Here is a 20,227-nt window from a genome sequence, read left to right on the forward strand (position 1 = left end):
TTTGCATATTTGACAGGCCTCCTCCCACCCTTAAGCTCGGCCGCACAATTTCCGGCAATTTCCTGGGCTTGCGAGGCAATAATGGACCAGACCACCCCCATTGTGCTGGTTCCGGGGCTGGCGTCCTCGGCCCGGATCTATGCGTCCGTGATCCCTGCGCTCTGGCGTTTCGGGCCGGTGACGGTCGCCAACCACATCCGCGACGACAGCATGGCGGCGATCGCCCGCCGCATCCTCGCCGAGGCGCCGCCGCGCTTCGCCCTCGCCGGCCATTCCATGGGTGGCTACATCGCCTTCGAGATCATGCGCCAGGCCAGCGAGCGCGTGACAAAGCTCGCGCTGATCAACACGCACGCGCGGCCCGACACGCCGGAAGCCACCGCACGCCGCCGTGCCCAGATGGAGCGCGCCAGACGCGGCGAGCTGCGCGCCGTGCGCGAGGAGAGTTTTCCGGAGCTCGTGCATCCGTCGCGGCGTGACGATGCCGGGATTCTCGCGCTCGTGCATGCGCAGGACGAGGACGTCGGCGTCGAAGGCTATCTGCGGCAGCAGACCGCGATCATCGCACGGGTGGATTCGCGCTCCTTGCTGGCGACGATCACATGCCCGACGCTGGTGCTGACGGGCGATGCCGACAACACCATCCCCAACGCCTTCTCCAAGGAGATGGCCGAGGGGATCACCGGCGCCAGGCTCGTGATCCTCGATCGCTGTGGGCACCTGCCGCAAGCCGAACAGCCGGAGGCGACCGTTCAAGCGCTGACCGAATGGCTCCGAACCGAGGTTGTCTGAAGGCCACGAACGGCCTAGATCAAGCGTTGGATATTCGAAGGGATCACGATCATGCTGCGCGACGACATCAACAATGCGGTCAAGGAGGCCATGAAGGCCAAGGACGAGCGCAAGCTGTCCACGCTGCGCATGGTCAACTCGACCATCAAGAACGCCGACATCGACGCGCGCGGCAGCGGCAAGCCGCCGCTGTCGGATGCCGACATCCTGGCGGTGCTGCAGAAGATGATCAAGCAGCGTCAGGAGGCGGTCGAGCTCTACGACAAGGGGGGGCGCGCCGAGCTTGCCGCGCAGGAGCGCGAGGAGATCGCGGTGATCTCGGCGTATCTGCCGAAGCAGATGTCCGACGACGACGTGAAGAAGGCGATCGCGGATGCGATCGCCGAGACCGGCGCGGGCGGCATGAAGGACATGGGCAAGGTGATCGCCGCGCTGCGCGCGAAATACGCGGGACAGATGGATTTCGGCAAGGCGTCCGGTCTCGTGAAGGCAGCGCTGTCGGGCTAAGTCGTCATTCCGGGGCGTGCGGAGCACGAACCCGGAATCCATCGGGCTTCCGACTCCGTTGCGAAATGGATTCCGGGCTCGCGCTACGCGCGCCCCGGAATGACAACAAGAACAAGGGGAGGCACGATGACCACCGTCAAGCCATTTCGCATCGCCATCGGCGACGACATCCTCGCCGACCTGAAGTCACGCCTCGCCCGCACGCGCTGGCCGGATGCGGAGCTGGTCGACGACTGGAGCCAGGGCGCGCCGCTGAAATGGATCCAGGAGATCTGCACCTATTGGGCCAACGAGTATGACTGGCGCTCGCGCGAGGCAAAGCTCAATCGCTTCGCGCAGTTCACCACCGAGATCGACGGGCTGGACATCCACTTCATTCATGCGCGCTCGAAGGAGCCTTCGGCGCTTCCGTTGATCATCACCCACGGCTGGCCCGGCTCCATCGTCGAGTTCCAGAAGGTGATCGCGCCGCTCACCGATCCTGCCGCGCATGGCGGCAATCCCGCCGACGCCTTTCACGTGATCTGTCCCTCGCTGCCGGGCTTCGGCTTCTCGGGTAAGCCAAGGACCACGGGCTGGGGCGTCGATCGCATTGCCGCGACCTGGGCCAAGCTGATGGATCGCCTGGGCTACGCGCGTTATGGCGCCCAAGGCGGCGACTGGGGCTCGGCGGTGACGACCTCGCTCGGCGCGCAGGACCCCATTCATTGCGCCGGCATCCACATCACGCTCGCATTCAACGCGGCGCCGAAGGTCGAGGGCGAGCCGACGCCAGAAGAGAAACGGGCGCTGGTGGGCCTCAAGCATTATGTCGATCTCGATTCCGGCTACTCCAAGCAGCAATCGACGCGGCCGCAGACGCTCGGTTATGGCCTGACGGATTCGCCGAGCGGACAGGCGGCCTGGATCCTGGAAAAGTTCTGGGCCTGGACCGATTGCAATGGCCACCCCGAAAACATCTTCAGCAAGGACGAGCTGCTCGACAACGTCACGCTCTATTGGGCGACGCAGACGGCGACCTCGTCGGCGCGGCTCTATTGGGAGAGCTTTGGCAAGCGCCGCACCACGCCGGTGGTGAAGGTCCCGACGGGCGTCGCGGTGTTTCCAAAGGAGATCATCACGCCGGTGCGGCGCTGGATGGAGCCGAACTTCCATGCCATCACGCATTGGAGCGAGATGGAGAAGGGCGGTCACTTCGCGGCATTCGAGCAGCCGGAGCTGTTCGTGCGCGATGTCCGGAAGTTCTTCGCAACGGTGCGGTAGCCTCCGCTGTCATTCCGGGGCGACGCGCTAGCGTCGAACCCGGAATCCATCAAGCGGCGTTTCCTGTGGCCCGATGGATTCCGGGCTCGCCCTTCGGGCGCCCCGGAATGACGGCGAGGGACTTGTCCCGTGCGCCCGCGGCCCTAGACTGAACGATAATAACAAGACACTGGAAACGACCATACCATGCTGACCGAAGCCGCAACCTACGACGAACTCGTCCGCAACTTCCGTTGGGATGTCCCCGCGCGCTTCAACATCGCGGAAGCGTGCTGCGATCGCCATGCCGACGGCACCGGCCGACTTGCGCTGATCTATGTCGACGACACCGGCGCCACCAGCCGCACGACCTTCGACGAGATCGCGGAGATGTCGCGCCGCTTCGCCAATGTGCTGAAGACGGACGGGCTTGTCCGCGGCGACCGCGTCGCGGTGTTCCTGTCGCAGTCGCTGGAACTGCTGATCGTGCACATGGCGGCGTTTCGCTCCGGCCTGATCTCGATCCCGCTGTTCGCCCTGTTCGGCGAGGACGCGCTGGAATTCCGTCTGTCGAATTCGCAGGCCAAGGCGATCGTCACCGACGAAGCCGGCTGGGAAAAGCTGTCCAAGATCCGCGACCGCCTGCCGGAGCTGAGCAACGTTTACATCGTCGGCGCACGCGTGCCCGCCCGCACGACATCGTTCTGGGATGCGGTGAAGGCCGCTTCGCCCGACTTCACGCGCGCGGACACCTCGGCCGACGATCCCGCCCTGATCATCTACACGTCGGGCACGACGGGTAACCCGAAGGGCGCGCTGCATGCGCATCGTGTCGTGCTCGGCCATCTGCCGAACGTGGAGATGTGCCACAACTTCTTGCCCAGGCCCGGCGATCTCATGTGGACGCCGGCGGATTGGGCCTGGATCGGCGGGCTCATCAACGGTCTGCTCGCGTTCTGGTACCACGGCATTCCCCTGGTCGGCCATCGCGCGCGGAAATTCGAGCCGCAGGCGGCGATGCAGATGATGGCCGATCTTGCCGTCCGCAACGTATTCCTGCCGCCGACGGCGCTGAAGCTGATGCGGCAGGCCGGCGTCAAGCATTCCGGCGTCAAGCTGCGCAGCATCTTCACCGGCGGCGAATCGCTCGGGGGTGAATTGCTCGGCTGGGTGCGCGAGACGTTTGGTGTCGACGCGCATGAGGTGTTCGGCCAGACCGAGTGCAACCTCGTGATCGGCAGCAACGCGAACTTGTTTCCGATCCGCCCGGGTTCGATGGGCAAGGCAACGCCCGGCTTCGATGTCCGCATCGTCAACGACAAGGGCGAGGAATTGCCGCGGGGTCAGCGCGGCATCATCGGCGTGCGCCAGCCGTGCCCCGTCACCATGCTTGGCTATTGGCGCAATCCGGAGGCGACCGCGAAGAAATATGCCGGCGACTTCCTGCTCACCGGCGATCTCGGCGTGCAGGACGAGGACGGCTATTTCTGGTACGTCAGTCGCGAGGACGACGTCATCACCACCGCCGGCTACCGCGTCGGCCCTTCCGAGATCGAGCACACGCTGATGAAACATCCGTCGGTGGCCATGGCTGCGGTGGTCGGCATTCCCGATCCGATCCGTACCGAATCGATCAAGGCCTGGATCGTGCTGCGTCCGGGCTTTGCCGGCAGCGACGCGCTCGCGCGCGAGATTCAGGACTTCGTCAAGGTGCAGCTTGCCGCGCACGAATATCCGCGCTTCGTCGAATTCACGGCGACGCTGCCGATGACGGCGACCGGCAAGGTGCTGCGCCGCGAGCTGCGGGCGAGAGGCTAGCTTCCAATCATGGCAAAGACGGTTCAAGCCGCGGGGCTTCACCGCGCCTCGCTTGCAAAGCTGCACGAGCTCGATACGGCGCTGGAGCTCATGTATTACGGCTGGCGCGGCATGACGCTTGAGGCCGACGCATATCTGGCCAAGCAGGGCCTGTCGCGTCCGCACCATCGCATCCTCTACGTTGTGGCGCGCCGGCCCGATATCGCCATCGGCGCGCTGATCGAGATCCTCGGCATTTCCAAGCAGGCCCTCAACCGGCCGCTCAATCTGCTCCTCGAGCGCAAGCTCTTGACGTCGAAGCGCGCGCCGGAACAGCACCGCTCGAAATTGCTGCGCCTGACGGAAGCGGGGCGGCGCATCGAGCAACGCGCCTCGGATCACGAGCGCCAGGTCCTGCGCGAGGCGTTCGCGCGCGCCGGGGCGAGCGGTGCGGCGGGATGGATCGGCGTGATGGAGGCGATCGCCGACAACAACTGACCGAAATCTCAAGTCAACATAGTTGACATGAGGCGCGCGTTTTGCCACCTTCCTGGCCACAAGGCGAAGGGAGGATCCGTGTCGTGAGCGGACAGGCAATGGACCGCGCGGCCGCCGCAAGCTTCGTCGCGGCATGGTGCGCGAACTGGTGCAAAGTGGACATCGACGCTGTCGTCGCCCATTTCGCCGACGATGCGCAGATGCGCAGCCCTCTCGCGCTCACCCTGACGGGGTCTCCGACCGTCACCGGCGCCGAGAACATTCGCGCCTACTGGCGGAAAGCCTACGGCCACATCGAAAGCGCCGACCTGAAGATCCTGGACTGGAGCTGGGACGAGGCGATCGCGCGACTGACGGTGTGGTGGCAATTGGGCGATACGCGCGCCAGCGAATTCATGGACTTCGACGATGCGGGCCGTGTGGTGCGCAGCGAAGCCTTCTACGGGAAATGACCATGCGATTTTCGGATATCGTCCTGCTCCTCAACACGCTCTGGTTCGTGGGCGCGTTCATCCAGTTCAGCATCGCGCAAACCAACACGTTGAAGATCCTGCTGCCGCGGGAGGAGCGCAGCAATCCGATCGCGCCGACCCTTGCAGCAAGCGTCGCGTTCCTCGGCGGCATGAATCTGCCGATCGGGCTCTTGTCGCTCTATCTCCTGGCCGCCCGTCCGTCCTTCTTCCAGCCGGTCGAAGCGCAGCTCGCGCTCTTCCTGTTCTTTGCCGCCTGCCATTTCAGCCAGTTCGCCTATAACGTGCCGGTGCTGATGCGCGGTGGCCGCGTCGGGGTGGCCTATTGGCCGGTGTTGAAGGGCCCGATGCTCCGGATCTTCGTCATCGACGCGGCTCTGTTCGCGGCCAATATCGCAGTGGCGCTGCAGCTCACGATCGCGTCAGTGTGAAGCGGTTTTCCGAACAGATCATGCTCAAACAACAATCTAAAGCGCGATGACGATTCATCCTAACCGCATCGCGCTTTAGCGCGGCGGCTCCGCAAGGGCCGCGCGCAGCATCGCGGCGAGCTCCTTGCGCCGGAACGGCTTGGTCAGAATGCGTGCGTCGATCCCGTCGGGCGTCTTGACCGGATTCTGGCTGTAGCCGGACGTGAAGAGCACCTTGAGGCCGGGCCGCAATTGAACGGCCTGCCTCGCCAGCTCCGGCCCGAACATGCCGCCGGGCATCACGACGTCGGTGAACAACAACTGGATGTCCCCCGACCGGCGCAGCACGTCCAGCGCCGCGGGACCGTTCGACGTCGTGATGACGCGGTAGCCGAGCGCCTTCAGCTCGTTCTCGACATAGGCGCGCACCATGTCGTCGTCCTCGACGACGAGGATCGTCTCGTATCCCTCGGGTGCGGCGACACGCGATGCCGCTGACGGCTCCTCGCTCGATGACGTCGGCAGGCGAGGAAAGAACAGCCTGACCACGCTGCCTTGACCCGGTTCGGACTGCATCTGCACGAGTCCGCCAGATTGCCGCGCAAATCCGTAGACCATGCTGAGGCCAAGGCCGGTCCCCTTGCCGACCTCCTTGGTGGTGAAGAACGGCTCGAACGCGCGCTGCAACACCTCGCTGCTCATGCCGGACCCGGTATCCCTCACGGCCAGCATGACGTAGTCGCCGGGCCGCGGCTCGCCGTTGACGTCGAGGTCGGATTCACGGAGCGATGCATTCCGCACCTCGACCATCAGCTTGCCGCCGTCAGGCATCGCGTCGCGCGCGTTGAGCACGAGGTTGAGCACGGCCGTCGCCAATTGGCCGGGATCGACGCTGGCGAGCCAGAGATCCGGTGCGAACGTGAAGCTGGATTCGATATGCTCGCCCAGGGTCCGCTGCAGAAGCTGCTCCATGCCGGTCACCTGCTCGGCGATGTCGATCTCGCGCGGCCGCAGCGGCTGCTTGCGCGCGAAGGCGAGCAGGCTCCGCGTCAGGTCGGAACCCCGTTCGGCGGCGGTCGCAATGTCGTCGGCGATCCGGCGCAATTCCTCGTTGCCCGCAAGCCTGTCGGCGAGGTGCTCGGAATTGCCGAGAATGACGGTCAGGAGATTGTTGAAATCGTGCGCCACGCCGCCCGTGAGCTGGCCCATGGCTTCCATCTTCTGTGACTGGCTGAGCTTGTGGCTGAGATCGGCAATGGCGGCGCGCTGCTGCTCGAGCGATTCGGCCGTGCTGTTGAGCAGCGTCATCAACCCGCCGAGCTCGCCCCCCGGGTGGGGCTCCGGAATGCGCGCGCTGAGATCGCCGTGCCCGAGACTCTTTGCCATGGCGGCGAGCCGTCCGACCTGCCGTCCGATGCTCACCGTCGTAAGGATCCAGAGGCCGGCGAGGAGCAGCAGCGAGGCGACCGCCAGGATCGCCATGTCCTCGTAAAGCCGGCGGTTCGCTGCCGCGATCAGTCCGTCCTTGGACCGCCCCACCAAGATATAGAGTCCGGCCTTGCGGATCGCGGGCGAGCGGGCAACGCCCCAGATCTGCGTGCGGCCGTCGCGATCGGCGATCTCCCGGAATGGTTCGCCGTCGGGATCTGCCGCGAAGCGGAACAGGTCGGAGCCCGCAATGGAGCCGCCGATGGGTACGCTCCAGCCGCCGCGCTTGGGGGCGGCCAGGACCGTGCCCTTGGCGTCGACGAGCAGGATGTCCTTCTCGGCGAGCAGCCGCTTGTCGTGAAACTCCGCGAATTTGTTCAGGTTGAAGGACGCCAGCAGCACGAATTTCAGCGCGCCTGTATCCGATCGCACCGGATAGGCGATCTGCAGCACCGACAGTCCGGTGAGGCGGCCGAACACCGGTTCCACCGCGACGAGGCCGTGAAGAGTCTTGACCTCTTTGAAATAGCCGCGGTCGTTCAGGTCGAGCGTGCGGTTGGTCCGCAGCGAGTCGCAGAACAGCCTGCCGTCGGGATCGATGGTCAGGATACCCGTGAACTGCGGATATTCCTCGCGGACATCCGACAGAAACGCCGAGCATGCCGCCTTGTCGCGCGTGTCGAGGTCGCGGGCACGGGCGAGCCCGTAATGAAGCTGGGCAGTCCCCTGGATCTTCTCGCCGAGATCGCTGGCGATGTCGTCGGCGGATGCGGCGAGATTTGCCAGCGCCGCGTCGATCTCGCTCGTCCGGTTCTGCACGAAGCGCAGCCCGACCAGAATCGCCGGCACGAGCATGGCCGCGATGACGAGGATAAGTAACCGGGTACGCAGGCTCATCGGTGGGCGATCGGCTCTCGGGCGACGGTATTCTGAGGTGCAATTTGCGGCACGATCATCTGCCCCGTCCATAGCGGTCGGTGCAAAATCGCGCGAAAGGCTAACGATTTCGCCGTGCGAGCATCGTCTTTTCGCTGCCACCCTTCGCGCCGGCCGGCATCAAGTTGCGCCGCCGCGCGGCGGCGCTAATATCGCGGTATGCGCGCGACGAAGATCGCGCCGATCTGCGGAGGAAGCTGATGTCCATCTCGGGCAAGGTCGATCCGGTGGTGCGTCCCGTGGCGGCGGTCGACATCGCCGAGGCGCTGGCCCTGGGCCTGCGCGATTTCCAGGCGCTGCCGCTCTACGGTCTCTGCTTCGGCGCGCTCTATGCCGCCGGCGGCATCGTCATCATGCTCTGTCTCACCGCCCTCGGCATGGTCTACCTGGTCTATCCCCTCGCTGCCGGTTTTGCGCTGATCGGACCGTTCGTTGCGATCGGCCTCTACGAGGTCAGCCGGCGCCGCGAGCGCGGCAAGCCGGTCTCGTTCGCTGCGATCTGGTCCGCGATCCGCTCGCGCAGCGAGATCGGCTGGATGGCCTTCGTGACGTTGTTCGTGTTCGTGGTCTGGATGTACCAGGTGCGGCTCCTGATCGCGCTGCTGCTCGGCCTCAACGCCTCGTTCTCGAGCTTGCAGGAGTTCATGACGGTGGTGCTGACGACCAGCGAGGGCCTCTTGTTCCTGGCCATCGGCAACGCGGTCGGGGCCGTGCTGTCGCTGATCCTGTTCTCGCTGACCGTGGTGTCGTTCCCGCTGCTGCTCGATCGCGAGGTCGATTTCGTCACGGCCATGGTGACGAGCGTGCGCGCGGTGGTGACGAGCCCGCTGCCGATGATCTCGTGGGCCGCATTGATCGTGATGCTGTTGATCGTCTCGGCGCTGCCCTATTTTCTCGGGCTGGTGGTCACGCTGCCGGTGCTCGGGCATGCGACATGGCACCTGTACCGCCGGTTGGTGGCGCCGGTGTAGGCCGTCGCCCCCGCGAAGGCGGGGGGCCCATAACCCCAGGGAGAAGTTGGGGCGCGAAGTCGTAACCACGAGTCTTCGCCAAACTTCATCCTGTGGTTATGGGTCCGGGGCTCGCGCTTCGCGCGCCCCGGGACGACAGCGGAGATTGCCTCGCTCAAGGCACCTTGATCCCCATCGCCTTCAGCGCCTCCAGCAACCGCACCGGCGGGGACATCTCGATATGCGGCGCCTTGCCGGTCTCCAGCAGGCTCTTCAATCCGGAGAGGATCGCGGGCCAGCCGGTGCGGCCGCCGGAAAGGATGTCGTCGCTGAGCTCGCGATCATGGCGCTGGCTCAGGGTGAGGCGCACGGCTTCGCCGGCCTGCTCGATCTCGTAGGTGACAATGGTGGTGCCGAGCTTTTCCACGAGGTCCGGCCAATTGACGTTCCAGCTCACCGTCAGCCTCCTCGGCGGATCGTATTCGAACACTTCACCGCGGATGTGCTCGGAGCCGTCGGGCGCATGCACGACGAAACTGCCGCCGAGCTTCGGCTCCATCTCCACCGCAAAGCCGGAAAAATATTTGCGGCTGAACTCGGCGGACGTCAGCGCCTCCCACACCTTCTCCGGCGTCGAGGCGATGTAGATGGTGTAGACGATCAGCGGCTTGAATTGATCGAGGTTCATCGTTCATCAAATCCTTCGTTGAGCGGACTCACTCGTTGCCGTTCTCCAACTGACGTTTCAGCTCGTTGAGCGCGGCGAGCCTGCTGCGTTCGAACTTCCTGATCCAACGTTCGCCGATCTGATGGATCGGCACCGGGTTGAGGTAGTGCAGCTTCTCGCGTCCATGCCTGATGGTGGTGATGAGGTTCGCTTCCTCCAGGATGGAAAGGTGCTTGGTGACGGCCTGTCGCGTCATCGCAAGCCCCTCGCAGAGCTCGTTCAGTGTCTGGCCGTTCCTGGCGTGAAGCCTGTCGAGCAGTGAACGTCGCGAGCTATCCGCGAGCGCCTTGAAGACCTCATCCATGGCGGTGAGAATAGGCAACTAAATGGTTGCGTGTCAAGATGGAACGGCTCACGCGACTTCCGTTCCAGCTTCGGCCATGCATTAATGCGTCCGAACCGCAGCGAGTCCTCCCATGATGTCCATGCAAGCCTACCTCGCCTTCGTCGCCGCCTGCATTGCGCTGGCGCTGCTGCCGGGGCCGATCGTCACCCTCGTCATCGCCAATGGCCTGCGCCACGGCACGCGTGCGGCGCTCATCAACGTGGCCGGCGCGCAGGCCGGGCTTGCCATCGTCATCGGCATCGTTGCGATCGGCCTGACCTCGCTGATGGCGACCATGGGCTACTGGTTCGACTGGGTGCGCTTTGCCGGCGCCGCATATCTGATCTGGCTCGGCATCAAGCTGATCTGGGAGCCGGTCGAAGGCGTCGATGTCGACGCGCCGCCTCCGCCGCCGCGCGGCGGCTTCTTCCTGCAGGGATTCCTGGTGCTGCTGTCGAACCCCAAGGTGCTGGTGTTCTTCGGCGCTTTCATCCCGCAATTCATGGACATGAGCCAGCCGCATTTCCCGCAGGTCGCGCTGCTGGGTGCCACCTTCATGGTGACGGCGGTGATGACCGACGCGCTCTACGCGATTGCCGCCGGGCGCGCCCGAAAATTCTTCTCGGCGCGGCGCACGCGGATGGTGTCGCGCATCTCAGGCGGCTTCATGATCGGCGGCGGCATCTGGCTGGCACTGACGCGGGCGAAGTGACCGCTTAACTCATTCCCTGCTCGCGCAGCGTGGCCTCGATCTCGCGCAGGATCCGCGCCAGCCGCTCTGCCCATTGCTGCTGGCCGCTCTCCTCGGCGATCAGGTCCTGGCGGATCTCGATGCCGGTGTTGACGAGGCCGCGCGCCTCGCCGTGGATTGGAATCGTGTAGTCGGTGATGTCGCTCACCGCATAAGGCTGGTTGTCGCCGACGACGAGCGCGCTCTCGCCCCGCAAATGCTGCAGCATCAGCCGCGGCAGCACGGTGTCGCGGTGATAGAGCGTGCCGATGTGCCAGGGCCGCGGCTCGCCGTAAAAGACCGGCGTGAAGCTGTGCAGCGCCACCAGCACGGTCGGCCTGCCCGCCTTGATGCGCGCATCGATCGCCGCGCCAATCCGGCGGTGATAGGGATCGAAGATCTCGCGCCGGCGCATCTCCTTGGCCGCGGCCGACAGATCCTCATTGCCGGGAATGGCGGTCGCCTCGGAGATCACGGGAATCGAGCTTGCGACGCCCGGCGGGCGGTTGCAGTCGATCACCAGGCGCGAATAGCGCTGCGCGATCAGATGCGCATCGAGCATCGCGGCGAGCCGCTCGGCGACGCCGGCGATGCCGATATCCCAGGCGATGTGCCTGACGAGATCGGTGTCCGCGACGCCGAGATCGCCGAGCGCGCGCGGCAGCACCCGTCCGTAATGGTCCGCGGTGAGCAGGAACGGCGATGTCCCTGCCGTATTCACCTCATGCACAGGCGGAATGTCGCCCTCGCCGAGCAGCTGGTCAGTTGCGTCGGCTATGTCCAAAGCCATCCTGATTTGCCTATGGAATGACAAACTGTGTAAACGGAGTAGCGGTATCGCACCGATGCCGCAACGTTGGAACGGCATGAGCTCGGATAGACTTTTCGTTTACGGCACCCTGATGCGCGGCTTCGACCACCCCATGGCGCGGCTGCTCGCGGGCCATGCGGAATTCATCAGTGAAGCCACCTGCCGCGGCCGGCTCGTTCTGGTGAAGCACTATCCGGGATTGCTGCTCTCCGAGACGCCGACCGACATCGTCCATGGCGAGTTGTTTCAGCTGCGCGTGCCGGACGAGCTCCTGCGTGAGCTCGACATGTACGAGGCCTGCGGCGAGGGCTTTCCCGAGCCGACGGAATATCTGCGGCAGATGATCGAGGTGACGCTGCCCGACGGCGCCACCGGGAAGGCCTGGACCTACGTCTACAATTGGCCCGTCACCGATCTGCCGCGCATCGCATCCGGGCGCTTCCTGGAGCATTAAAGGCTTGATGAAATTAGGTTCGATTGTTGCAACGACGGAGGTGGGCTCCCTCTCACGCTTGCGGGAGAGGGCTGGGGAGAGGGTGCTTCCGCAATGGGACAATCCCCAAGAGGAGAAAGCCCTCACCCGGCGCTTCGCGCCGACCTCTCCCGCTTGCGGGAGAGGTGAGCGAGCCGCGGCAATCGATCCAGCCTAAAGCCATCCCGCTTTCAAGCCGACAGCACTTCCTTCACCACGCGCACGTCGACCTCGCGCTCGACATAGGTCCATTCCTCGGTCCGCCGCAGCATCGCCACCAGCTCCTCGAACAGCGAGGCGTTCGCGGGCGCGAATTCGAACCAAGTCAGGAAATCGAAGGGGCCGCCGAGATCACGGCAATGATAGAGCTGGCGCGCGATCGCGGGCAGAAAACGAAGACTGCTGGCAATGTGGTGCGACTTGTCCTCGAAAATCTTGCGGCGCTCTTCCTGGGTCAGCTCCCACCAGGCCTGCGACTTGCGGATCGGGATCAGCGCCGCGCTGGTGGCCTCCAGCCGGCCGAGGCCGGCCTGCACGGCGACGAGTTGCTGCTTCTCAGGCCTTTCGGTGTAGCGCAGGCTGCTGGCGACGCCGACCAGCCGCCAGGCATTGCGCGAGGGCACCAGCGGCAACGAGACGGCCTCGCTGTCGGTCACCGACAGCGCCGGCACGAAGGGCAGGGACTCGCCCGTCACAGGCGAGAGCGAGGTCACCCGCCAACCCCCGGTCTGGCCGCCCCGAAAGGTCCTGAACATGGCAGTATGGAAGCGTGGAACCGGGCGCGGTTCAAGCTTTCTGTCATTCCGGGGCGCGCGCAGCGCGAGCCCGGAGTCCATTTCTCCCCGCATTCCGGCGGCGCAATGGATTCCGGGCTCGCCCCTTGCGGGGGGCGCCCCGGAATGACGGCCCTGTGCATAGGTCGAATAAGCCGGATAAGCCCGACAAACCTGGCCCTTGACCGGGTCGTCCCTATATCCCTGATCCTTCGCCCGACTCAAACGCTCGGCTAAACTCGCCCCATGCGCTTCACACCCCAGTTCCTCGACGAGCTTCGTGCCCGGCTTTCGGTCTCCGAGGTCGTGGGCAAGCGCGTCAAGCTGAAGAAGGCCGGGCGCGAGTGGAAGGGGCTGTCGCCGTTCCAGCAGGAGAAGACGCCGTCCTTCTACGTCAACGACCAGAAGGGTTTTTATCACGACTTCTCCTCGGGCAAGCACGGCGACATCATCAGCTTCGTGATGGAGACCGACGGCCTGCCGTTCGCGGAAGCCGTGGAGCGGCTCGCCAACATGGCGGGCCTGCCGCTGCCGGCGGTGACGCCCAACGCCGCGCGCGAGGAGCAGCGGCGGCGCTCGCTGCATGACGTGATGGATCTCGCGGCGAAATTCTTCGCCGAGACGCTGGCCTCGCGCGTGGGCGCGAAAGCGCGCGGCTATCTCGCCGATCGCGCCATTTCGCCAGCGACGCAATTGCAGTTCCGCCTCGGCTATGCCCCGCCCGATCGCTTCGCGCTGAAGGAGCATCTCGGCAAGCTCGGCGTCTCCGTCGAGGACATGATCGAGACCGGCCTGTTGATCGGCGGCGACGACATCCCCGTTCCCTACGATCGCTTCCGCGATCGCGTGATGTTTCCGATCACCGATCTGCGCGGCCGTGTCATCGCCTTCGGCGGGCGTGCGCTGGAGAAGGACGTTCCGGCCAAGTACCTGAACTCGCCGGAGACGCCGCTCTTCCATAAGGGCGACAATCTCTACAATCACCAGACTGCGCGCAAAGCCACCCATGACGGCAGCCCGCTGATCGTGGTCGAAGGCTATGTCGACGTCATCGCCATGGTCACCGCCGGCTTTGCCGGCAGCGTCGCGCCGCTCGGCACCGCACTCACCGAGAGCCAGCTCGCGCTGCTCTGGAAGATGGCGGACGAGCCGATCCTCTGCTTCGACGGCGACCGCGCCGGACAGAAGGCGGCGTATCGTGCTGCGGACCTTGCCTTGCCGTTCCTCGCGCCCGGCAAGAGTCTTCGCTTTGCGCTGCTGCCGGAAGGGCAGGACCCCGACGATCTCGTGCGCTCCGGCGGGCGCGGTGCGATCGAGGAGGTGATCGGCGCTGCCCGTCCGCTCGCCGACATGATCTGGTCGCGCGAGCTCGAGGGCGGCAATTTCGCAACGCCCGAGCGGCGCGCCGCGCTTGAAGCCCGCATCAGGGAGCTCACGGGCGGCATCCGCGACGAGGTGGTGCGGCGCTATTATCGCGACGAATTCGTCGAGCGGCTGCAGCGCACCTTCGCGCCCGAAGGCGGGCGCGGCTTTGGCGGCCGGGGCAATTTCCGCCCCGGTGGCGGCCGCCCGTTCCAGCCGCGGGGCGGGGCGAATCGATTCGGCGGACAAGGGTTCGGCGGCCGTCGCGGCGCCCCGGGTCCGACCCCGCTGCCCTCCGGCCCCTACCAGGCAGCGAGCCCGCAGCTGGCGGCAAGCCCGATCCTGCGGGGCCAGCGCAGCGCCATCTCCCGCCGGGAGGCGCTGATCCTGCAATCCCTGATCAACCACCCCTGGCTGCTGCACGAGCATTTGGAGGAGGTCGCCGCCCTGGAGCTGGCCCATCCGGAGGCCCACAAGCTCCGGGCCGCCATCATCGCCGCCTTCGCCAACGACCATCACCATTCGCCGGACCCCGGCGAGCAGGCCGAAAAGATGCGCGGCGACCTCGCAAAGGGCGGATTTTCTCAAACTCTTCAAAGGGTTGAGAATGTCATCACGACCCAGGCGGTGTGGGCCGCCCGCGAGGGCGCGGCGCGGGACGACGTTCTTGCCACTTGGCACCAGCTGGTTGCCTTGCATCGGCAATGGCATTCACTACTTAGAGAGCTGAAAGACGCCGAGCTGGCCTTGGGGGAGGATCCCAGCGAGGCCAATTTGGCGTGGCTGCGTGACGTCAAGGCTCGGATAGGGGAAGTCGACGGTACCGAGGCCCTGATCGAGGGTTTTGGCGAGCTGTCGGGCCGGCTCCAGAAGAGCATGTGATGAAAGAATCATGCGGACGGCCACGGCTGGAACCGCTAAAAGACTCGCCAAATCCTAGGTTTGGCGGCAAAAACAGGGTTAATCGAGGCTTAACGGTCTTGTAGCACTTTGGCCCAGAGGCGGCCGCAGGCATAACAGACGCGTCAGGAATGAATCCGCGCAATCGCTGTTGGCACTACACCTGCATCCGCCGCGACAAAGAGGCTGACGAAGCGTTAGGCAATTCCGGCGAGAGAGAGTTGGGGGTGGCGAGAGGTTTGTGCGCCGCCCTTTCCGTGTCGAGAGCTGCCGAAGCGAGAGCGTCGAGCAACAGGTTCATGTGAATTCACGCGAAGGCGCGGGCATGCGTCTCGCATGAAGCGCGTTTAGGAGCAATGGATGGCCACCAAGGCAAAGACGCTGCAGGCGAAGGACAAGGAAAAAGACGACAAGGCAGCGGATGCGCCGGAGAAGGATTCCCAGGACGCGCCCTCGCCCTTGCTCGACCTGTCCGATGCGGCCGTGAAGAAGATGATCAAGCAGGCCAAGAAGCGCGGCTTCGTGACCTTCGATCAGCTCAACGAAGTCTTGCCGTCCGACCAGACCTCGCCCGAACAGATCGAGGACATCATGTCGATGCTCTCGGACATGGGCATCAACGTCACCGAAGCCGACGACACCGAAGGCGAGGAAGAGAAGGACGAGGGCGACGACGAGACCGATAACGAGCTCGTCGAGGTCACCCAGAAGGCCGTCACCGAGGTCAAGAAGAGCGAGCCGGGCGAGCGCACCGACGATCCCGTGCGCATGTATCTGCGCGAGATGGGCACGGTCGAGCTGCTCTCCCGCGAAGGCGAAATCGCGATCGCGAAGCGCATCGAGGCCGGCCGCGAGGCGATGATCGCGGGCCTCTGCGAAAGCCCACTGACATTCCAGGCCATCATCATCTGGCGCGACGAGCTCAACGAGGGCAAGATCTTCCTCCGCGACATCATCGATCTCGAAGCGACCTATGCCGGCCCGGACGCCAAGGGCGGCATGAACGCCGCAATGATTGCAGGTCCCAATGGCGAGGGCGGCGAAGCGCCCGCCGAGGGCGGCGAAGCCACGGCGTCTGCAGCCGCACCCGCCCATGTCGCGCCGCCCGCCGCGCCTCCGTCGCCGACCCCGTTCCGCGCCGCGCCGGCCGGCGGCGGTGCTGATGCCGGCGAGGAGAAGGATCCGGGCGAGGCCGCGGCCGAATCCGACATGGACGACGACGAGTTCGAGAACCAGATGTCGCTCGCGGCGATCGAGGCCGAGCTCAAGCCGAAGGTGGTCGAGATCTTCGACCGCATCGCCGACAGCTACAAGAAGCTGCGCAAGCTTCAGGAGCAGGACATCCAGAACCAGCTTCAGAACGAGTCGCTCTCGCCGCACCAGGAGCGCAAGTACAAGAAGCTGAAGGACGAGATCATCGTCGAGGTGAAGTCGCTGCGCCTCAACCAGGCGCGTATCGATTCGCTCGTCGAGCAGCTCTACGACATCAACAAGCGCCTCGTCTCGCACGAGGGCCGCCTGATGCGCCTTGCCGACAGCCACGGCGTCGCGCGCGAGGACTTTCTGCGCAACTACACCGGCTCTGAGCTAGACCCGCGCTGGCTCAACCGCGTCTCGAAGCTCTCGGCCAAGGGCTGGAAGAACTTCGTCCACCACGAGAAGGACCGCATCAAGGACCTCCGCCACGAGGTGCATCAGCTCGCCGCGCTGACCGGCCTCGAGATCGTCGAGTTCCGCAAGATCGTGCACTCCGTGCAGAAGGGCGAGCGCGAGGCCCGCCAGGCCAAGAAGGAGATGGTGGAAGCCAACCTCCGTCTCGTGATCTCGATCGCCAAGAAGTACACCAACCGCGGCCTGCAGTTCCTCGATCTGATCCAGGAAGGCAACATCGGCCTGATGAAGGCGGTCGACAAGTTCGAGTACCGCCGCGGCTACAAGTTCTCGACCTACGCCACGTGGTGGATTCGGCAGGCGATCACCCGCAGCATCGCGGACCAGGCCCGCACCATCCGCATCCCCGTGCACATGATCGAGACGATCAACAAGATCGTGCGCACGAGCCGGCAGATGCTCAACGAGATCGGCCGCGAGCCGACCCCGGAAGAGCTCGCCGAAAAGCTCGGCATGCCCCTGGAGAAGGTCCGCAAGGTCCTCAAGATCGCCAAGGAGCCGCTGTCGCTGGAGACGCCGGTCGGTGACGAAGAGGATTCACATCTCGGCGATTTCATCGAGGACAAGAACGCGATCCTGCCCATCGACGCGGCGATCCAGTCCAACCTGCGCGAGACCACCACGCGCGTCCTCGCCTCGCTCACCCCGCGCGAAGAGCGCGTGCTCCGCATGCGCTTCGGCATCGGTATGAACACGGATCATACGCTGGAAGAGGTGGGACAGCAGTTCAGCGTGACGCGCGAGCGTATCCGCCAGATCGAAGCGAAGGCGCTGAGGAAGCTGAAGCATCCGAGCAGGTCGCGGAAGCTGCGGAGCTTCTTGGATAATTGATCCGAATTTCAATCGGAACGAAAACGGCGGGCCAACAGCCCGCCGTTTTTCTTTGACCCGGCTCTCGCCCCGTCATTGCGAGGAGCGCTTGCGACGAAGCAATCCAGGCTGCAGTTTGTACTCACCAGGGCGATTGCCCGACCCATGTCCGCTTCCAACAGCAACGAAAGAGCGGACGGTGCCCGACTTCCGAGATGGGCCAAAAGCGGTCAATGAACACTTCTCATTCGATCACTTCGTCGGCCCGTGCAAGTAGCTGCTCAGAGAACACTACTCCGATTTCCTTTCCAGCCGCGCGATTGATGATGAGCTCGAACTTTGTCGGCTGATAAAACGGAATGTCGGCCGGCTTTGAGCCCCTAAGAACTTGGTCAATGGCACCGGCGGCACGCCGAAAAATCTCAACCAGATCGATCCCATAAGCTACCAGCCCGCCGGCTTCCACAAACGAACGAAACGGGTAAATGGTCGGCAATCGGGACTTTGCCGCCAGCTCGACGATTAGTTTTCGCATTGTAATGTGCTCCGGACTGCCGTCGACGAAGAGCGCATCGGCACCTGTCAGCGACATTGTCGCAATGAGATTTCGGTATTCTTCCTCACTCCCATTATCTACATAAGAGGGGCCCACAACGGTGATCCCGGCGTTATCGGCCGCGTCACGCATTGCGGCTGCCTCCGGATTTGCTCTTGTAGCTAAAATGCCGAGTTTTGATATCTTAGGAGCAATCTCCCTCAGAATCTCGATGCGTTTTGCCCAAAGCTCTAAGCCGGGATCGACGGTAACGCCAGTAATGTTTCCGCCCGGCCGAGCGATGCTGGCCGCAATGCCGTGACCCACGGGGTCGCTGGTCATGGCAACGATGGGGACTGTTGGCGTTGCGTGCTTCATGGCAAGGACCAGAGAAACGCTAATCGCAAAAACAACGTCTGGATTGAGAGCTGCGGCATCGCCCGCAAGCTTAGGATAACCATCAACGCGACCTTCTCCGGAGAAGCGTTCAATAAATAGATTGCTCCCTTCCACATATCCAAGACGACGAAGTTCCCTGAAGAACTCCCGGTAATAGCGAAAGCGGCTAAGTTCGTTTAGCTCTGTTACGGGGTGCGATGGATGCAATATCGCCATCCGGTGCACTTTACTAGGTTGCCCGTGTGCCACAGCAGGCAGCATGGATGCTACACCAACAAACGCAATGAAATCGCGTCGTCGCATGTGTCCCTCCCAGTGCCAGGGCTGCACTGAGACAATGTAGCAGATCCCAGTCCGGATGTCCCTTTTGGGTCAAAATCGGCTGCGGAGCGGCCCTACCGTTTGTCTGGCCTACCCCCAAGAGCAGACGCGACGGCAATCAGGCTCAAGGCCAGCAACGGGCCAACGGCGGTCATGGCGCCTGACTGCATGGCAGGCTAGTTGTTATAGAGTCCTCGCCTTAGGGGCAGCTTGGAGAATTGCACGTTGACACGATCCAGAAGGTTGATAGTCGCTCTAGGTATCTTTCTGGCGTCAGTGGGCGCCGTGGTGCTCGGGCGTATGGCCTATGTCGAGGCGTTCGGCAGCGATGAGATGGATTACCGTGGCGAGAAGATCCGGCTGTCAAAGAAGTATGTCGATTACGACGACTACAAGAACGATCCGGCCAACCTTGCAGCATCGGAAATTCCGCGCGTCGAGAAGCTGATGACAGATGCGAAGGTTGGCCCGGATTTCGCGGACTGGCACGACGTCGCGCGTCAGCTCAGCAATATCAAGTTTCCGGGCTACGGCATGGGAAGCGATGACGACGTTGTCGCCGTTGGACGAGAGTTTGCCGTCCGCTTCATGGAAATCCCGCAAGTCGCCAAGGAACGCTATTTCGTTCTGGAAAAGCTGGAAGGGGGAAGGTTTCGTCTGGCTGATGATTTTGTGGCGCCGCGCGACCCTGGGTCGGCCTTCGCGCGGATATCCTCCATTCGCCTCGCTGACGACAGACTGATTTATGCCGACCGCAATGGCAGGGTTGTCCGCGCGACGCCCGTAGCACGCTAAGGCGCCGACTTACATTCCATCTGCCCCTCACCAGGAATAGAATTCGCTTTGGGTCAAAAGCGGTCGGCTATGGAATGAAGAGGCTCGCCACGCCGGGTGACTGAGGAGTCCTCGGATGACGGCCCGCCTACTTCTTCTTCGCCCCCACCCGTTCGATCCGCTTGATCTCCAGCGCCGGCTTGCCGCTCTTCTCCGCGATCTCGCGGTCCTGCTCCATGATGAAGGCGCGGGCGGGTTCGTCGCCGTCGAGGCCGCCGAGCAGCTCGGCCGGCACGCGGCGGTTGGAGCGTTGGGACTCGTCGGCGTAGACGACGTTGAAGAAGGCGAATTCGCCTTTGGGGTTGGTTCCGGGTTTTTTGGCCATGGCGGCTTGTCCTCGATCAGGACGCCGCAGTCAAATGACTTTAGGGCAATGACTTTCGGGCAAATGACTTTCGAGATCGTCGCCAGCCCCTTCAATACATGCCCTTGAATAAACGGCGGGCCGAAGCCCGCCGTTTATCGCTTCAGCGTCGCCCGGGGCTGGCAGGGGCGACAACCTGAGATAGAAGGCTATCGCCTGCGCT

The 20,227-nt window shown here is 64.0% G+C and carries 20 protein-coding genes; 13 read left to right on the forward strand and 7 right to left on the reverse strand.

The features are described 5' to 3' along the window. Positions 1-81 precede the first annotated feature (81 nt). The 7 genes from ACVWYQ_RS30090 (at position 82) to ACVWYQ_RS30120 (ending at position 5,737) form a co-directional block, all read left to right on the forward strand. On the forward strand, positions 82-792 hold the full coding sequence (locus ACVWYQ_RS30090) for an alpha/beta fold hydrolase (protein WP_456726654.1): 711 nt from the start codon (positions 82-84) through the stop codon (positions 790-792). A gap of 51 nt (positions 793-843) precedes the next feature. Continuing rightward, the gene (locus ACVWYQ_RS30095; RefSeq protein ID WP_225174196.1) at positions 844-1,299 is read left to right on the forward strand and encodes a GatB/YqeY domain-containing protein; all 456 of its coding nucleotides are present in this window, start codon (positions 844-846) and stop codon (positions 1,297-1,299) included. A gap of 126 nt (positions 1,300-1,425) precedes the next feature. Then, positions 1,426-2,562: an epoxide hydrolase family protein gene (locus ACVWYQ_RS30100; RefSeq protein WP_404543886.1), complete on the forward strand. Its 1,137-nt coding sequence runs from the start codon at positions 1,426-1,428 to the stop codon at positions 2,560-2,562. Positions 2,563-2,748: 186 nt separating this feature from the next. After that, positions 2,749-4,359 carry an acyl-CoA synthetase gene (locus ACVWYQ_RS30105; RefSeq protein ID WP_456726655.1) on the forward strand — a complete coding sequence of 537 codons (1,611 nt, stop codon included), beginning with the start codon at positions 2,749-2,751 and terminating at the stop codon, positions 4,357-4,359. A gap of 9 nt (positions 4,360-4,368) precedes the next feature. After that, a complete protein-coding gene (locus ACVWYQ_RS30110) occupies positions 4,369-4,836 on the forward strand; it encodes a MarR family transcriptional regulator (RefSeq protein WP_404543881.1) in 468 nt (155 codons plus the stop codon). Between the two features lie 98 nt (positions 4,837-4,934). Then, positions 4,935-5,288, forward strand: coding sequence for a nuclear transport factor 2 family protein (locus tag ACVWYQ_RS30115; RefSeq protein ID WP_036009556.1), 354 nt, complete (start codon positions 4,935-4,937; stop codon positions 5,286-5,288). A 2-nt stretch (positions 5,289-5,290) separates the two neighbouring features. Further along, a complete protein-coding gene (locus tag ACVWYQ_RS30120; protein ID WP_404543879.1) occupies positions 5,291-5,737 on the forward strand; it encodes a hypothetical protein in 447 nt (148 codons plus the stop codon). A 75-nt stretch (positions 5,738-5,812) separates the two neighbouring features. Here ACVWYQ_RS30120 and ACVWYQ_RS30125 read toward each other — a convergent pair whose 3' ends face one another. After that, positions 5,813-8,041, reverse strand: a complete 2,229-nt coding sequence (locus ACVWYQ_RS30125; RefSeq protein WP_404543877.1) for an ATP-binding protein — start codon at positions 8,039-8,041, stop codon at positions 5,813-5,815. A 239-nt stretch (positions 8,042-8,280) separates the two neighbouring features. Between ACVWYQ_RS30125 and ACVWYQ_RS30130 the strand changes: the two genes are divergently transcribed. Further along, complete coding sequence (locus tag ACVWYQ_RS30130; RefSeq protein ID WP_271538891.1) at positions 8,281-9,051, forward strand: DUF2189 domain-containing protein; 771 nt, start codon at positions 8,281-8,283, stop codon at positions 9,049-9,051. Between the two features lie 154 nt (positions 9,052-9,205). Here ACVWYQ_RS30130 and ACVWYQ_RS30135 read toward each other — a convergent pair whose 3' ends face one another. Next, positions 9,206-9,718, reverse strand: a complete 513-nt coding sequence (locus ACVWYQ_RS30135; protein WP_271538889.1) for an SRPBCC family protein — start codon at positions 9,716-9,718, stop codon at positions 9,206-9,208. A gap of 28 nt (positions 9,719-9,746) precedes the next feature. Further along, a complete protein-coding gene (locus tag ACVWYQ_RS30140; RefSeq protein ID WP_271539814.1) occupies positions 9,747-10,061 on the reverse strand; it encodes an ArsR/SmtB family transcription factor in 315 nt (104 codons plus the stop codon). A 112-nt stretch (positions 10,062-10,173) separates the two neighbouring features. Here ACVWYQ_RS30140 and ACVWYQ_RS30145 point away from each other — a divergent pair, with 112 nt between their 5' ends. Beyond that, entirely contained in the window at positions 10,174-10,794 is a 621-nt protein-coding gene (locus ACVWYQ_RS30145; protein WP_081494564.1) for a LysE family translocator, read from the forward strand. Between the two features lie 4 nt (positions 10,795-10,798). Here ACVWYQ_RS30145 and ACVWYQ_RS30150 read toward each other — a convergent pair whose 3' ends face one another. Continuing rightward, a complete protein-coding gene (locus ACVWYQ_RS30150) occupies positions 10,799-11,602 on the reverse strand; it encodes an N-formylglutamate amidohydrolase (protein ID WP_456726656.1) in 804 nt (267 codons plus the stop codon). Positions 11,603-11,678: 76 nt separating this feature from the next. Between ACVWYQ_RS30150 and ACVWYQ_RS30155 the strand changes: the two genes are divergently transcribed. Beyond that, positions 11,679-12,077: a gamma-glutamylcyclotransferase family protein gene (locus ACVWYQ_RS30155; protein ID WP_456726657.1), complete on the forward strand. Its 399-nt coding sequence runs from the start codon at positions 11,679-11,681 to the stop codon at positions 12,075-12,077. A 209-nt stretch (positions 12,078-12,286) separates the two neighbouring features. Here the strand turns inward: ACVWYQ_RS30155 and ACVWYQ_RS30160 are convergent, their stop codons facing one another. Then, positions 12,287-12,850: a chlorite dismutase family protein gene (locus tag ACVWYQ_RS30160; protein ID WP_157285031.1), complete on the reverse strand. Its 564-nt coding sequence runs from the start codon at positions 12,848-12,850 to the stop codon at positions 12,287-12,289. A gap of 264 nt (positions 12,851-13,114) precedes the next feature. Between ACVWYQ_RS30160 and dnaG the strand changes: the two genes are divergently transcribed. Beyond that, positions 13,115-15,112 carry a DNA primase gene (gene dnaG / locus ACVWYQ_RS30165; protein ID WP_404543872.1) on the forward strand — a complete coding sequence of 666 codons (1,998 nt, stop codon included), beginning with the start codon at positions 13,115-13,117 and terminating at the stop codon, positions 15,110-15,112. A 378-nt stretch (positions 15,113-15,490) separates the two neighbouring features. Then, positions 15,491-17,632, forward strand: a complete 2,142-nt coding sequence (gene rpoD / locus ACVWYQ_RS30170; RefSeq protein WP_157285029.1) for an RNA polymerase sigma factor RpoD — start codon at positions 15,491-15,493, stop codon at positions 17,630-17,632. Between the two features lie 223 nt (positions 17,633-17,855). Here the strand turns inward: rpoD and ACVWYQ_RS30175 are convergent, their stop codons facing one another. After that, positions 17,856-18,848 carry an ABC transporter substrate-binding protein gene (locus tag ACVWYQ_RS30175; protein ID WP_404543870.1) on the reverse strand — a complete coding sequence of 331 codons (993 nt, stop codon included), beginning with the start codon at positions 18,846-18,848 and terminating at the stop codon, positions 17,856-17,858. A gap of 318 nt (positions 18,849-19,166) precedes the next feature. Here ACVWYQ_RS30175 and ACVWYQ_RS30180 point away from each other — a divergent pair, with 318 nt between their 5' ends. After that, positions 19,167-19,661 (forward strand): hypothetical protein, encoded by a 495-nt coding sequence (locus ACVWYQ_RS30180; protein ID WP_404543867.1) that lies wholly within the window; start codon positions 19,167-19,169, stop codon positions 19,659-19,661. Positions 19,662-19,788: 127 nt separating this feature from the next. Here ACVWYQ_RS30180 and ACVWYQ_RS30185 read toward each other — a convergent pair whose 3' ends face one another. Continuing rightward, a complete protein-coding gene (locus tag ACVWYQ_RS30185; protein ID WP_404543865.1) occupies positions 19,789-20,025 on the reverse strand; it encodes a hypothetical protein in 237 nt (78 codons plus the stop codon). Between the last annotated feature and the right edge of the window lie 202 nt (positions 20,026-20,227).

Source organism: Bradyrhizobium sp. USDA 3397, assembly GCF_054060965.1.

Excerpts from the sequence above, each read along its gene's own strand:
- ACVWYQ_RS30145 (WP_081494564.1), top strand. The coding sequence starts at position 10,174 with ATGATGTCCATGCAAGCCTACCTCGCCTTCGTCGCCGCCTGCATTGCG.
- ACVWYQ_RS30120 (WP_404543879.1), top strand. The coding sequence starts at position 5,291 with ATGCGATTTTCGGATATCGTCCTGCTCCTCAACACGCTCTGGTTCGTG.
- ACVWYQ_RS30140 (WP_271539814.1), bottom strand. The coding sequence starts at position 10,061 with ATGGATGAGGTCTTCAAGGCGCTCGCGGATAGCTCGCGACGTTCACTG.
- ACVWYQ_RS30150 (WP_456726656.1), bottom strand. The coding sequence starts at position 11,602 with ATGGCTTTGGACATAGCCGACGCAACTGACCAGCTGCTCGGCGAGGGC.
- ACVWYQ_RS30135 (WP_271538889.1), bottom strand. The coding sequence starts at position 9,718 with ATGAACCTCGATCAATTCAAGCCGCTGATCGTCTACACCATCTACATC.
- rpoD (WP_157285029.1), top strand. The coding sequence starts at position 15,491 with ATGGCCACCAAGGCAAAGACGCTGCAGGCGAAGGACAAGGAAAAAGAC.
- ACVWYQ_RS30115 (WP_036009556.1), top strand. The coding sequence starts at position 4,935 with ATGGACCGCGCGGCCGCCGCAAGCTTCGTCGCGGCATGGTGCGCGAAC.
- ACVWYQ_RS30175 (WP_404543870.1), bottom strand. The coding sequence starts at position 18,848 with ATGCGACGACGCGATTTCATTGCGTTTGTTGGTGTAGCATCCATGCTG.
- ACVWYQ_RS30130 (WP_271538891.1), top strand. The coding sequence starts at position 8,281 with ATGTCCATCTCGGGCAAGGTCGATCCGGTGGTGCGTCCCGTGGCGGCG.
- ACVWYQ_RS30110 (WP_404543881.1), top strand. The coding sequence starts at position 4,369 with ATGGCAAAGACGGTTCAAGCCGCGGGGCTTCACCGCGCCTCGCTTGCA.
- ACVWYQ_RS30185 (WP_404543865.1), bottom strand. The coding sequence starts at position 20,025 with ATGGCCAAAAAACCCGGAACCAACCCCAAAGGCGAATTCGCCTTCTTC.
- ACVWYQ_RS30090 (WP_456726654.1), top strand. The coding sequence starts at position 82 with ATGGACCAGACCACCCCCATTGTGCTGGTTCCGGGGCTGGCGTCCTCG.
- ACVWYQ_RS30100 (WP_404543886.1), top strand. The coding sequence starts at position 1,426 with ATGACCACCGTCAAGCCATTTCGCATCGCCATCGGCGACGACATCCTC.
- ACVWYQ_RS30105 (WP_456726655.1), top strand. The coding sequence starts at position 2,749 with ATGCTGACCGAAGCCGCAACCTACGACGAACTCGTCCGCAACTTCCGT.
- ACVWYQ_RS30160 (WP_157285031.1), bottom strand. The coding sequence starts at position 12,850 with ATGTTCAGGACCTTTCGGGGCGGCCAGACCGGGGGTTGGCGGGTGACC.
- ACVWYQ_RS30155 (WP_456726657.1), top strand. The coding sequence starts at position 11,679 with ATGAGCTCGGATAGACTTTTCGTTTACGGCACCCTGATGCGCGGCTTC.
- ACVWYQ_RS30125 (WP_404543877.1), bottom strand. The coding sequence starts at position 8,041 with ATGAGCCTGCGTACCCGGTTACTTATCCTCGTCATCGCGGCCATGCTC.
- ACVWYQ_RS30095 (WP_225174196.1), top strand. The coding sequence starts at position 844 with ATGCTGCGCGACGACATCAACAATGCGGTCAAGGAGGCCATGAAGGCC.
- ACVWYQ_RS30180 (WP_404543867.1), top strand. The coding sequence starts at position 19,167 with ATGGCCTATGTCGAGGCGTTCGGCAGCGATGAGATGGATTACCGTGGC.
- dnaG (WP_404543872.1), top strand. The coding sequence starts at position 13,115 with ATGCGCTTCACACCCCAGTTCCTCGACGAGCTTCGTGCCCGGCTTTCG.